Raw genomic sequence first — 13,287 nt, forward strand, 5'->3', positions numbered from 1 at the left:
TTGCAAAAGAGCGGCGGTGCGCAGGGCCTCCCCGGGGGACGATGCGACGCGCGTCCGGCAGGGGTGGAACAGCGTGGAACAGTTTCCGGCGGCCGTTCCATCCGCCTGACGGAGGCGCGGCAGGGCGGTTGTGTAAGGCGACAGCTTGTAGGCCCTCTCCCCCTGGGAAGAGGGCGTCGAACGCCCCCCTCAGTGCGCCTCTTCCCAATTGTCCCCGATCCCGGCTTCCGCCACCAGCGGCACGCCGAGATGGGCCGCCCCCTCCATCACCCCGCGCACGATCCGCGCCGCCTCCTCGGCCTCCGCTTCCGGCACCTCGAACAGCAGTTCGTCGTGCACCTGCAGCAGCATCCGCGCGGTGCTGCCGGCGGCGGCCAGCGCGCCCGGCATGCGGTTCATCGCGCGCTTCATGATGTCGGCGGCGGTGCCCTGGATCGGGGCGTTGATCGCCTGACGCTCGGCGAAGGCGCGGCGGGCGGCGTTCTTCTCCTGGATGCCGGGCATGTAGCAGCGGCGGCCGAACAGGGTTGCCACATAGCCGTGCTGGCGGGCGAAGGCCTTGGTCGCCTCCATCCACACCTTCAGCTCGTGGAAGCGCTCCAGATAGGTCTTGATGAAGGCGTTGGCCTCTCCCGGCGCAATGCCGAGCTGGCGGCCGAGCCCGAAGCCGGAGATGCCGTAGATGATGCCGAAGTTGATCGCCTTGGCCTTGCGGCGGATGTCCGGCGTCATCTGCTCCAGCGGGATGCCGAAGACCTGGGCGGCGGTGGCGGCGTGAATGTCCAGCCCGTCGCGGAAGGCGTCCTTCAACGCCTGGATGTTCGCCATCTCCGCCACCAGACGCAGCTCGATCTGCGAATAATCGACGCTCAGCAGCTTGTAGCCGGGGGATGCCACGAAGGCGCGGCGGATCTTCTTGCCCTCCTCCGTCCGCACCGGGATGTTCTGCAGGTTCGGATCGGTCGAGGACAGGCGGCCGGTATTGGTCGCCGCCAGCGCGAAGGCGGTGTGGACACGGCCGGTTACGGCCGAGATCTTCTCCTGCAACGCATCGGTGTAGGTGCTTTTCAGCTTGGCGAGCTGGCGCCAGTCGAGCACCCGCTGGGCGATCGTGTGGCCCTGCTCCGCCAGTTCCTCCAGCACGCTGCTGTCGGTGGAATAGGCGCCGGTCTTGCCCTTCTTGCCGGTGCCGAGCTTCAACGTGTCGAACAGGATCTCGCCCAGCTGCTTGGGCGAGCCGATGTTGAAGCTCTGGCCGGCGAGCGCATGGACGTCCTTCTCGATCTCGGCGAGGCGGAGGGACAGGCTCTGCGACAGGTCGGACAGCGCCTTCTTGTCGATGTGGACGCCGGCCCGCTCCATGTCGGCCACCACCGGCACCAGCGGGCGGTCCAGCGTCTCATAGACGGTGACCATGCGGTCGTCGACCAGCCGCGGCTTCAGCAGCGTCCACAGCCGCAGCGTGATGTCGGCGTCCTCGGCGGCATAGGCCAGCGCCTTGTCCAGCGGCACGCGGTCGAAGGTGATCTGGTTCTTGCCGGTGCCGCAGACCTCCTTGAAGGGAATCGGCGTGTAGGCGAGGTGCAACTCCGCCAGTTCGTCCATGCCGTGGCCGTGCGAGCCGCCTTCCAGCACGTAGGAGATCAGCATGCTGTCGTCCACCGGCGACACCGCGATGCCGTTGCGGGCGAACAGCTGGTGGTCGAACTTGAAGTTGTGGCCGATCTTCAGGACAGAGCGGTCCTCCAGCACGTCCTTCAGGATCGCCATCGCCTCGTCGGTCGCGATCTGCTTGGGCGGCGTCGGGGCTTCGAAGTCGAGCTGGCCGGCCGCCGCCGCTCCCTCCGCCTTGTGGGCGAGCGGGATGTAGCAGGCGATGCCCGGCTCGGTCGACAGCGAGACGCCGACCAGCGTGGCGGTGGCCGGGGTCAGGCTGTCGGTCTCGGTGTCGACGGCCAGCACGCCAGTCTCGCGCGCCCGCTCGACCCAGCGGCGCAGCGCGTCGGCGTCCTGCACCAGCTCGTAGCGCACCTCCGGGACGTTCAGAACCGTCTTGCGGGCCGGTCGGTCCTCCGCGGCCGGGCTTTCGGCCGTCGCCGGCGACTTCACGGCAGGGGTGGGCATGGAACCGGGGGCCGGAAGCGAGCCGCTGGCGCCGTCGGCGATGCGGCCGTCCTTCTGCATCTCCATCTCGACGCGCGAGACGATGCTGCGGAAGCCCTGGGCGCGCAGGAAGTCGATCAGCCGCTGGTGGTCGGGCTCGCGCACCCGCAGCTCGTCCAGCGGCTTGGGCGGCGGCACCTGATCGTCGAGCAGGACCAGACGGCGGGAGATTCGGGCCAGATCGGCGAACTCGATCAGCTTCTGGCGGCGGGCCGGCTGCTTGATCTTCTCGGCATTGGCCAGAAGGGCCTCCAGGTCGCCATATTCGGTGATCAGCTGGGCGGCGGTCTTCACGCCGATGCCGGGCACGCCGGGGACGTTGTCGACGCTGTCGCCGGCCAGCGCCTGAACGTCCACCACCTTCTCCGGCGGGACGCCGAACTTCTCGAACACCTCGTCGGGGCCGATGGCCTTGTTCTTCATCGGGTCGAACATGCCGACGCCGGGGCGGACCAGCTGCATCAGGTCCTTGTCCGACGACACGATGGTGACCGGCCGCCCGGCCTCCTGCGCCAGACGGGCGTAGGTGGCGATCAAATCGTCGGCCTCGAAGCCCTCCAGTTCCAGGCAGGGCAGGCAGAAGGCCTCGGTCGCCTCGCGGATCAGCGCGAACTGCGGCTTCAGTTCCTCCGGCGGCTCCGGGCGGTGGGCCTTGTAGTCGGGATAGAATTCGTTGCGAAAATTCAGCCGCTTGCTGTCGAAGACCACAGCCACGGCTTCCGCCTTGGCGTCGGCCAACAGCTTCAGCAGCATGTTGGAGAAGCCCAGAACCGCGTTGACCGGCGTGCCGTCCGGCCGCGTCAGCATCGGCAGCGCATGGAAGGCGCGGAAGATGAAGCCCGAGCCGTCGACCAGATACAGGCCGCTGCCATCACCGCCCGAATTGGTGCCGCCAGAGGCGGCGCTGCCGGTTGCGGGAGTGTTCTCGGAGGCGGCGGTGGCATCTGTCATGGTGGTCTCTCGTCCCTTCCTTGCGGGCGCTACCATCGCCGAAGGAGGGCCGGGAGTCGAGTGCCGAGACCGGGGTGGAGCCCCGCCGCCGACGCCCCTTGCCACCGGCGGCGCACCGCCGGCAGCGCGGACTCAGTCGGCGCTGTCCTCCACCGCGCTGGTCACCACCGGACCGACGAAGGCATAGCCGACGCCATGCACCGCCTGCACCGGCAGGGCGCAGCCGCTGCGCTCCTCCACCTTGATGCGCAGGCGGCGGACCAGGGAATCGATGGAGCGGCTGTAGGGGTCCCAATCGCGGCCGGTCAGGGTGACGGAAATGTCCTGGCGGCTGACCGCTTCGCCGGGGGCGGCGACCAGCAGCGAGAGAAATTTGTACTCCGTCGCGGTCAGCGGCACGGCGGATCCGGTCGGCGGCTGGATTCGCCATTCGATGTCGTCGAACACCCAGACCTTGCGCGAGTCCGCAGGGGCGTGGGCGGGGGCAGGAGTCGGGCCGGGCACCGGCACCCCCATCCCCGCCGACGGTTCGGCAGCCGATTGCGGTGCGGCTCCCTTCTGCATCCGGCGCATCAGCGCCTTGATCTGCGCCTCCACCTCGCGGAAATCGACCGGCTTGACCAGATAGACGTCGGCGCCCAGCTCCAGCCCGATGACACGGTCGATCAGCCCGGATCGCGCCGTCAGCATGATGATGGCGGCCGAAGAGCTGGCGCGGACGCGGCGGGCGACCGAGAAGCCATCCTCGTCCGGCAGATTGACGTCGAGCACGATCACATCCGCCGGACCTGCCTCCAGCAGACGGTCCAGCTCCGCACCGCGCGACGCCCCCCTCACCTCGAACCCGCAGCGTTCGAGATATTCGACAAGATCGTCACGAAGGTCGGCTTCGTCCTCGACCACAATGATCCGGGCCACGACGCCTCACGCCCCCATTCACATTCGTATGAAGTTATATTAAACGCCCGAAGCGGTTACGCAAACCATATCGGACGGATGGGATTAACCCGGGTTCGGCAAATCCGGTTCCGGCACCTTACCTATGGGACAGGTAGCGGTCGCCGACCGTCGCGGAATAGCGGCCCACCCACTCGCGGTCGATGGCGTCGAGGCGCCCCTTCCCCTTCATCTCCGCAAGGCAGCGGTCGAAGTCGGCGCGCAGCAGGTCGTCGCGGAACACCATGCTGTAGGCGGTGGGCGGGAAGATGGCGGTGAACTGCACCGGCTGGGCCGGGTCGAAGGGCAGGCCGCCGGCCGCCTTCGCCTTTTCCTGGAGCTGGCGGTTGTATTCGGCGAAGATCAGGCCGTCGGCCAGAACCGCGTCGACCCGCCCGGCGAACAGCAGGTTGGAATGCACCATCTGGTCGGCGCGCTCGCGGAAATCGCCGAAGCTGGGGATGGCGGCACGCAGCCCCGGCAGCACGTCCGGCGCGCCGGAGAAGGTGATGACGCGCTTGCCCGCCAGATCGGCCAGCGACTGCACGGTCAGGCCGCTGCTTTTCAGCACGGAGGCGCCGTTCTGGTAGAGAATGTAGGGGGCGGAGCGGGCCCCCGGCATCTCCATGCCCGCCGGGACGGTGGAGACGGCGTCGATCTGCCCTCCAGTTTGCCCGCCGGCCTGCGCACTTCCCTGGACGCTGTCGCGGTAGTCGTTCCAGTGGCGGCCGAAGGGGACGACCTTGAAACGCGCCTCATGCCCGCAGGCGGCCAGCGTCTCCGTGATGATGCTGGCCTCGCGCCCGGTGCCGTCGGCGCTCATCATCGGCGGCAGTTCCGGCGCCAGCACGGTCACCGGACGCGCCGCGGCGGGCAGAGCCGTCGCGGCCAATGCGGCAAGAACGGCCCCGGCGGCGGCAAGCCCGGCTGGAACGATCCACGGGACAACGAACGCACGAACACCAAACGCCATCCTTCGCTCTCCCCCGGAAGACCGCTCCAGCCGACGGCTCTTGCCACAAGCAACTGTATCCGAAGGTAGCACGGCCGACGACGCGGGCGTCCACGGGAAAAACCACTGTCCCCCAAAGGCCTCGGCAGGTTCGCGGCGCCGTTGTTACACTTCGTCGCAATTGGACGGGAATGGTCTCCGCCGGTTTCCGATTGTGCCCATTTTCCCGGACGTTCCGACACTGTATGAAACCGGTGCCGAATGTTATTTCAGGACTGATTAATCCCGTTGTGCTAAGGGTAAGCTCATCCGCCACATGCATCATGCCCACCGGCCGGTTCGATGACTGTCGGCATGCTGCACGCGAGGGTGGATTTACTGATGCGCCTGGGACTATCGCGGGCTTGGCAACCAGGACCGCGGCTGACTTGAAACCCGCCATGAACACGGAACGCCCGATCGGCCGGGTCAGGAGGATGTGGATGAGCGTCACGGGTTGGGACGACACCGAATCCTATACGCTGCGCGGCGCCGGCCCCCAGGGGTCGGGCGACGAGGTGGTCCGTGCCGGCGGGTCGTCGCTGCTGACGCGCGTCATCCTGATGATCGTCGGCTGTACCCTGCTGGTCGGGCTGATCGCCATGGGCGTCTCCTCCGTCCTGGTCGGCCGCCAGCAGAGGGAGGCGCTGACCCACCGCGCGACCCTGGTCGGCACGCTCCAGGCCTCGGCCATGGGGCAGGCGGTGTGGGAGTTCGACACCCGCGCGGTGGAGGGGATGATCCGCGGCCTGCTGGCCGAGGATGCGGCGGTGCGCAGCGTGAAGGTGTGGGCGGCGTCCGGCGGCCGCGGTGGCCATGGCGAGCCGCTGGTGGCGCTGGAGCGTCCGGCCGGCCGTGCCGAGCTGACGACCGTCGAAAGGCAGATCGTCATGTCCGGCAACAACGGCGAGCGCACGATGGTCGGCCTGCTGCGCATGACCTATTCGCTGGAGGAGGCGGAAAGCGCCACCATGACCGCGCTGGCGCCGATGGCCGGTCTGGTCTTCTTCTCGCTGCTCGCCGTCATCGGCATGATCAGCATCCTGCTGAACCGGCTGGTGCTGGCGCCGCTGGCCCGGCTGACGCGCTCCGCCGGCGCCATCGCCGCCGGCGACTACCGCGTCCGTCTGCGCAACACCCGCGCCGACGAGATCGGGCAACTGACCGTCGCCTTCAACCACATGGCGGAAACCGTCCACGACTATACCGAGCGGCTGGAACAGCGCGTCGCCGAACGGACGGAGGAGCTGCGCCAGTCCAACGACCAGCTGGCGGTCGTCAACCGGCAGGTGATGGACAGCATCCAGTACGCCAGCCTCCTGCAATCCGCCATCCTGCCCGACGAGCGGGAGATGGCGCGGCATCTCGACGGCGTCTGCGTGCTGTGGCGTCCGCGCGACGTGGTGGGCGGCGATTTCCACATCTTCCGCGCGTTGGAGGACGGCCGCTTCCTGATCGGCGTCGCCGACTGTTCCGGCCATGGCGTGCCGGGCGCCTTCATGACGATGACGGTCTCGGCCATCCTGGACCATGTGCTGTCGGAAACGCCGGACAGCGATCCGGCGACGATCCTGGGCGGGCTGAACCGCATGGTGCGCGCCGCGCTGGCCCGCGGGCGCGACAACCCGCGCTTCGACAACGGCCTGGACATCGGGCTGTGCCTGGTGCGGCCGGACAAGGGCGACCTGCTGTTCGCCGGCGGCCGGATCGGCCTGCACGTCGTCGACCCTGCCGGCGGGAGCGTCGGCGAAGTGAAGGGCGATGCGCAGAGCCTGGGCTATCGCCGGTCCGACAGCGGCCACCGCTTCACCACCCACCGGGTGGAACTGGCGCCGGGCCGCAGCTTCTACCTGACCACCGACGGCTTCCTCGACCAGGCCGGCGGCACCCGCGGCTTCGGCTTCGGCAACCGCCGCTTCACCGCGATGCTGCTGGAGCATGACGCGATCCCGATGACGGAGCGCCGGGCCGCCTTCGCGCAGGCCCTGGCCGAGCATCAGGGCGAGCGGGCGCAGCGCGACGACATCACCCTGGTCGGCTTCACCGTTTCGCCGGCCGCTGCACCGGCCGCAACACCGGTGCTTGCGGCGGCATCCGCGCCCGGCGCACCCTCATCCAACCCCGTTCACCCGTAAGGCAGGCTGTCAAGGTACGATGAAAGGCAACGAACTCTTCAACCTTCAGGAGCTGCTGTCACGGCAGAAGCTCCTGATCTGTTTCAGCGGCCCCTTCAGCCACAGCGTCATCGAGGAGCTGGGCAAGGCGGTCCGCAACCATCTGGAAAATGAGCGGATCGAAAAGTCGGCGATCATGGACGTCTTCTCCGTCTATGTGGAGCAGGCGCAGAATGTCCGCAACTACACGGCGTCGCGGGAAGCGCTGGGCCGGCCGATCCCGGCCAACAGCGGCATCGTGGTGATCGGCAAGGACGACGACCATTACGTCGTCAGCTCCGGCAATCTGGTGGAGGCGGACGACGTCCCCGGCCTGTCGGCGATGCTGGAGAGGCTGCGGGGCCTGGACAAGGCCGGCCTGAAGGCGGTCTACAAGGAACAGTCGCGCAAGCCGCGCGAGGCGGGCGCCAGCGGCGCCGGGCTGGGCCTGATCGACATGGCGCGCAAGGCCACCCGGCCGCTGGAATATTCGTTGCGCGCGGTCGATGACACCTATTTCTTCTTCAGCCTTGAAGTGCAGCTATAAGAAATCACGGAATACACATAATGGACAGTTTGCGGATCGAGGCAACCTCCTGCTCCCCCCTGATCGATTTCGATCCGGCGGCCGGGCTGCTGCGCATTGAAGGCGAATCCTATCCGGAGAATTCCTTCGATTTCTACGCGCCGGTGTTCAACTGGCTGGAGGAGTATCTGAAGGCCCCCGCCCCGGCGGTGGTGCTGGACATCGGGCTGAGCTACCTCAACACCAGCAGCATCAAATGCATGATCGACGTGCTGGAGATGCTGGACGGCGCCCACCAGAAAGGTCAGACGATGTCGGTGCGCTGGCATTATGACAGCGACAACGACCGCGCGCTCGACATGGCGGAGGAGTTCGCCGAAGACGTGTCGCTGCCGTTCGAAATTCTGGCCCATTGACGGCACACTGAACATCCGGGATGACGATGCGGTCGCAGGAACAGGAACTGCGTCAGTGGATTCAGCGGCTGGCCGAGGATCCGGCCAATGCCGGCAACCCGCTGCTGGCGGAATTCCAGACGCTGGCGGAGCGGCACGGCAAGCTTTTGCGCCAGTTCCGCAAGATCGCCAAGATCAGTGACCGTCTCCAGACCGAGACCAAGGAGATGGCGCGCCAGCAGCGGCAGTTCGTGCTGATGGTCAGCCACGAATTCCGCACGCCGCTGGCGATCATCGACAGCGCCTCGCAGATGCTGGAGCTGGAGCCGAAGCTGCCGGTTTCGGCGATGCCGCGGGTCGGCAAGATCCGCAACGCGGTCCAGCGGATGCTGCACCTGATCGAACGCTGCCTGACCAACGACCGGCTGGGCACCGCGGCGGCACGGCCGGTGGCCTTCGACCTTGCGGCGATGCTGACCGCGCTGGCTGGCGAGATGGCGGGGACAGCCACCGCCCACCGCTTCGAACTGCATGGCCTGGACCGTCCGGTGCCGATTCCCGGCGACCGCGACCTTTTGGCCGTTGTGTTTTCCAACCTGATGGAAAACGCTGTCAAATATTCGCCGAACGGGGGCACGATCCGCCTCGATCTCTCGGTCGGCGAGAGCGCCGCCGGCAGCCCCTGCGGAGGTCCTGGCGGTCAGGTCACGGTGCGGATCAAGGACCAGGGGATCGGCGTCAACGCAGCCGACGCGGCGCGGCTGTTCGACAAGTATTTCCGTGCGTCCAACGCGGCGGGGACGACCGGCGCCGGGCTTGGCCTCCACCTTGCCCGCTGCATCGTGGATACCCACGGCGGCGGCATCTCGGTGGCGAGCGAACCCGGCCAGGGCTCGGCCTTCACCGTCCGGCTGCCGATGGCGCGGGCAAAGACGCCCACGACAGCTCCGGCAGCAGCTCCGGCAGCGGTTCCGGTACCGGAGACGTCGCCATGACAGGGGCTGCCGACTCCGAGGTCGGCAATTCCGACGGCACGACGGTAACCGGCTTGCCCAGGCGCTGGGCCTTGCGGCGGGGAACGATGGGCATGATGCTGCAGGAACAGAAGCTTCAGGATTGGGTCGCCCGTCTCGCGGCGAACGAGGATTACGCCGACCATCCGCTGATGCAGGAGTTCCGCGCGCTCGCCAACGACCACATGAAGCTGATGCGGCAACTGACCAAGATCGCCAAGATCAGCGACCGCATGCAGACCGACACCCGCCAGATGGCGCGCACGCTGCACGCCGCATCGCAGACCGACCCGCTGACCGATCTGCCGAACCGCCGCCAGATGATCGAGCGGCTGGAGGCGGAGCTGTGCCGCATCAGCCGCAATGGCAGCGGCTTCGCCCTGATCATGCTGGACATCGACCATTTCAAGGACGTGAACGACGCCTTCGGCCATGCCGCCGGCGACCATGTGCTGGTGGAGACCGCCGGCCTGCTGCGCCGGAACCTGCGCCTGCATGACCTGTGCGCCCGTTGGGGCGGAGAGGAATTCCTGATCCTGTTGCCCGGCAGCGACCAGATCCAGGCCGAAACGGTCGCGGAGAAGCTGCGGCAGCTCATCGCCCACCATCCCTTCGTCCACCAGGACAGCAGCATCACAGTGACGCTGAGCCTTGGCATCGCATCCTATCGCCAGGGGCAGACCGCAGACGCCTGCATCCAGGCGGCCGACGACGCGCTCTACATCGCCAAGCGCGCCGGACGCAACCGCTGGGCGGCGGCCGCCTAACTCGAAGACGGTGCCGCTTCGGCAACCGCGGCCGGTGCGGCACCGATGTTCAGCTCCTCCAGCTGCGCCAGCGCTCCGGCCATGCCGGTGGCGACCAGATTGGCGTCGGTCTCGGCGCTTGCCCGCTCCGGCACCTCGGATTCCGGATGGGCGCTCCACAGGCAGAGCAGGATCGGCACGCGCGGACCGAAATGCATCCGCAGGCGGCGCATCATCCGCCGGCAATGGCCAAGCGCCGTGGGGTTGAGCGAGGACAGCACCACCGCATCCACCCCCGTGGTGCCGAGGCTGGCGATGGCGCGGGTCGATGCCTTCTCGCAAGGCACGACATCGGCATGGATGCCGCGTCCCACCAGCAGATAGGCGAGAAGCCCGGCCGCCGCCTCGTCCAGAGTGTTGCGCGCCCCGACGCAGAGCACGCGCGGCGCATTTTCGGCGGGTACGGTCGCGTCCGACAACTCGTCCAGCACCCCCGCCATGCCCTCGGCCACCGCCTGCCGCCCGTCCGGGTTGAGCGAGCCGCGCTGGCGCTCCTGTTCGGCCAGCGACAGGGCGGGCAGCAGCAGCCCGTCGGCCAGTTCCACCGGAGTGCATTTGCCGAGCCGTTCCTCGGCAAGCTCTGTCGCCTCGGCGGGATCGCGGGCCAGCAGGCGCTGGTAGATCTTCGCCTCGTCGGGCAGGACCGGGCGGTCGCCGAGCATCACCTCCAGGAAATGCAGCTGCGGCACATGGCGGCCGAGCACCACGAGGCAGACGGTCAGCGGCGTCGCCAGCAGAAGGCCGATCGGCCCCCACAGCGTCGTCCACACCACCGCCGCGACGATGATGGCAAGCGAGGACAGGCCGGTCGCCGTTCCGTAGAGCCAGGGCTCCACCACATTGTTGGAGAACAGCTCCACCGCCACGAACAGGGCGATGCACAGCAGCGGCAGGGTCCAGCCGGTGTCGACCGCGAAGGACAGCAGGATGGGAAAGGCCGAGGCGATCACCGGCCCGAGGAAGGGGATGAAACGCAGCACCGTCGCCAGCAGCCCCCACAGCAGCGGGTTCGGCACGCCGAGCAGCCAGAGCCCGACACCGATGGGCAGCCCATAGGTCACGTTCACCACCACCTGCATCAGCAGATAGCGGCTGACCCGCTCGCCGGCGTCGTTCATCGCCTCCGTCGTCCGGCTGAGATCGCCGGAGCCGACCAGCCGGATCATGCGGTCGCGCAGATCCTCCCGCTGCAACAGCATGAAGATGGTGAAGACCAGCACCATGCCGGCGGTGGCGATCGGCGTCATCGCCGGGCCGAGCACCCGGCTGACGAGGTCGAAGACCCCGGTGTCGGACTGGTCGATGCGCACCGGGACCGGTTCGCGGTGCGTCGGCGCGCCGGCCTGCGTCGCCGGGCCGGCGCCGGGCAGTTGGCCGGGAAGTTGGTTTGGGGCGGCACCGGCGGTGGCGCGCTCGATCTCCTGTTGCAGGTCGCGGAAGGCATCGGTCGCCTGCTTCAGCGCGCCGCGGTCGCCGGCCGATGCGGTGGCGCTGCGCAGCGACTCGATCTTGGTGTGGATGTTGCGCTGGTAGGTCGGCAGATTGTCGGCCAGATCGCCCAGTTGGCTGCCCACCACGGCACCGAAGCCGGTGATGCCGAGGAACAGCAGCGCCACCACCGCCAGCACAGACGGCACGCGGCCCAGACGCCAGCGCTGCAGCCGGGTGACGATGGGCGTCAGCACGAAGGCGAGCAGCACCGCCAGCGCGATGGGCATCAGGATGTCGGCCGCCAGATACAGCGTCACCACGATCAGCGTGATGATCAGCAGGATCGTCTGGGTGGAAACGGGAGGAGCGGCCTTCGTCACCGCGATGGGGCGTGCCTGCAGTCGGCGAGCGGTGTCCTCGGCCATGATCGTCGGGCTTTCCGGAAGGGAGAATGCCCGACATGAACACCGGCCGCGCCGTCCCGTTCCCTCGCCCGCCCCGTCACGGCGGCGAGGGTCGCCAAACCATGGTTGGGCCCGTCAGGGAAGCGGCTGCTGCTGGGTGATGCAGTGGATGCCGCCGCCGCCGCGGACGATGTCGAGTGCTGCGATCTGCACCACCTCGCGGTCGGGGAAGGCCTTGCGGACGACGCGGAACGCCTCGTCGTCGGCCGGATCCTCGAAGGCCGGCATGACGATGCCGCCGTTGGCGATGTAGAGGTTGGTGTAGGACAGGGTCAGGCGCACGCCGTTCAGGTCGCGGCGGGCGGGCTGCTGGATGGTGATGACCTCCAGTTCGCGGCCCTTGGCGTCGCGGGCGCGCTTCAGCCGGTCGAGATTGTCCTGGAAGATCTTGAAATTGGGATCGCCGGGATCGTCGGTGGTGATCGCCATCACCACGCCGGGGCGCACGAACAGCGCGATCTCGTCGATGTGGCCGTCGGTCTCGTCGTCCTGATAGCCCTGCCCCAGCCAGATCACCGTCTCGACGCCGAGATGGTCCTTCAGCTGCCGCTCGATCTCCTCCCGCGACAGGCCGGGATTGCGGTTGGGATTCAGCAGACACTGTTCGGTGGTGATCAGCGTCCCCTCCCCGTCCACATGGAAGGAGCCGCCCTCCATCACCAGCGGGGCGGAAATGCAGGGGAGCTTGAGATGGTCGAGGATCAGGCGGCCGACCTGCTGGTCCTTGTCGCTGCCCTGGTAATTGCCGCCCCAGGCGTTGAAGCCCCAATGAACGCCGGCCAGCCCGCCCTTGCCGTCGATGACGAAGCTGGGGCCGGTGTCGCGAATCCAGGAGTCGCTGATCGGCAGCGGCAGGATCTGGATGCCGGGGCCGCAGGCGAGCGAGGCTTCCGCCACGTCCGCCGGGTCGCACACCATCGTCACCGGCTCGAAGCGGGAGATGGCCTGCGCGACCTCGGCATATGCGTCGCACGCAGCGTCGAAGGCGCCCTCCGGCCAGGTTTCCGGCCGGCACGGCCACGCCATCCAGCATCCGCTGTGGCTGGCCCATTCGCCGGGCATGCGGAAGCCTTGACCCGTCCCTTCACCCGTCGGCATCGGGGCGTTCGGTGTCGTCATGCGTCGATCCCTCTACCCTTTTTCAAAGTCCCCTGCCCTTCGCAGCCGCAATACCGAAACAACGGTCGGACCGAAACAACGGTCGGCGGGCCGCAAGGGGCCGGGACATTTTTTCATCCCCATCCACCCTAACCACGGGAGCGCGCCTTTGGCAATCGCGTCCGCCGCAGCGGATGCTTGGCCTTATGGCGGAGGGGCCTTGCGGCGAAGGGATTTTTAAAAAGACGCGGAAGGACGTCGCGTCGGCATGCCGGGAAAGGGATCCGGCATGAGCTCCGGCTAGAGGCCGGACGGCGGGCGCAGGGCGCGGCGGGCGGTGACCGAACGGGTGGTCGCATA

Annotated in this window: 10 protein-coding genes; 5 read left to right on the forward strand and 5 right to left on the reverse strand. The window is 67.9% G+C overall.

The genetic code is table 11. The features are described from left to right. Positions 1 to 189: 189 nt before the first annotated feature. From polA to CRT60_RS18450, 3 genes are all read right to left on the reverse strand, one after another. A complete protein-coding gene (gene polA / locus CRT60_RS18440; protein WP_098738020.1) occupies positions 190 to 3,114 on the reverse strand; it encodes a DNA polymerase I in 2,925 nt (974 codons plus the stop codon). 132 nt (positions 3,115 to 3,246) lie between these two features. Then, positions 3,247 to 4,032, reverse strand: a complete 786-nt coding sequence (locus CRT60_RS18445) for a response regulator transcription factor (protein WP_098738021.1) — start codon at positions 4,030 to 4,032, stop codon at positions 3,247 to 3,249. Positions 4,033 to 4,150: 118 nt separating this feature from the next. Further along, on the reverse strand, positions 4,151 to 5,023 hold the full coding sequence (locus CRT60_RS18450; protein ID WP_244592598.1) for a substrate-binding periplasmic protein: 873 nt from the start codon (positions 5,021 to 5,023) through the stop codon (positions 4,151 to 4,153). 461 nt (positions 5,024 to 5,484) lie between these two features. Between CRT60_RS18450 and CRT60_RS18455 the strand changes: the two genes are divergently transcribed. From CRT60_RS18455 to CRT60_RS18475, 5 genes are read left to right on the forward strand one after another with little or no spacing between them, the layout of a single operon-like run. After that, entirely contained in the window at positions 5,485 to 7,176 is a 1,692-nt protein-coding gene (locus CRT60_RS18455) for a SpoIIE family protein phosphatase (protein ID WP_244592599.1), read from the forward strand. Between the two features lie 19 nt (positions 7,177 to 7,195). Continuing rightward, positions 7,196 to 7,741 carry a SiaB family protein kinase gene (locus tag CRT60_RS18460; protein WP_098738023.1) on the forward strand — a complete coding sequence of 182 codons (546 nt, stop codon included), beginning with the start codon at positions 7,196 to 7,198 and terminating at the stop codon, positions 7,739 to 7,741. 20 nt (positions 7,742 to 7,761) lie between these two features. Continuing rightward, entirely contained in the window at positions 7,762 to 8,136 is a 375-nt protein-coding gene (gene siaC, locus CRT60_RS18465) for a biofilm regulation phosphoprotein SiaC (RefSeq protein WP_098738024.1), read from the forward strand. Positions 8,137 to 8,156: 20 nt separating this feature from the next. Beyond that, a complete protein-coding gene (locus CRT60_RS18470) occupies positions 8,157 to 9,110 on the forward strand; it encodes a sensor histidine kinase (protein ID WP_098738025.1) in 954 nt (317 codons plus the stop codon). Next, a complete protein-coding gene (locus CRT60_RS18475; protein ID WP_098738026.1) occupies positions 9,107 to 9,895 on the forward strand; it encodes a GGDEF domain-containing protein in 789 nt (262 codons plus the stop codon). Before CRT60_RS18470 ends, CRT60_RS18475 begins: the two co-directional genes overlap by 4 nt. Here the strand turns inward: CRT60_RS18475 and CRT60_RS18480 are convergent. Together CRT60_RS18480 and CRT60_RS18485 are read right to left on the reverse strand one after the other, a co-directional pair. Further along, a complete protein-coding gene (locus CRT60_RS18480; RefSeq protein ID WP_098738027.1) occupies positions 9,892 to 11,790 on the reverse strand; it encodes an AI-2E family transporter in 1,899 nt (632 codons plus the stop codon). The two genes, CRT60_RS18475 and CRT60_RS18480, sit on opposite strands and share 4 nt — an antisense overlap. A gap of 114 nt (positions 11,791 to 11,904) precedes the next feature. After that, positions 11,905 to 12,948 (reverse strand): agmatine deiminase family protein, encoded by a 1,044-nt coding sequence (locus CRT60_RS18485; protein WP_098738028.1) that lies wholly within the window; start codon positions 12,946 to 12,948, stop codon positions 11,905 to 11,907. Between the last annotated feature and the right edge of the window lie 339 nt (positions 12,949 to 13,287).

This window comes from Azospirillum palustre (assembly GCF_002573965.1).
Lineage (GTDB): Bacteria > Pseudomonadota > Alphaproteobacteria > Azospirillales > Azospirillaceae > Azospirillum > Azospirillum palustre.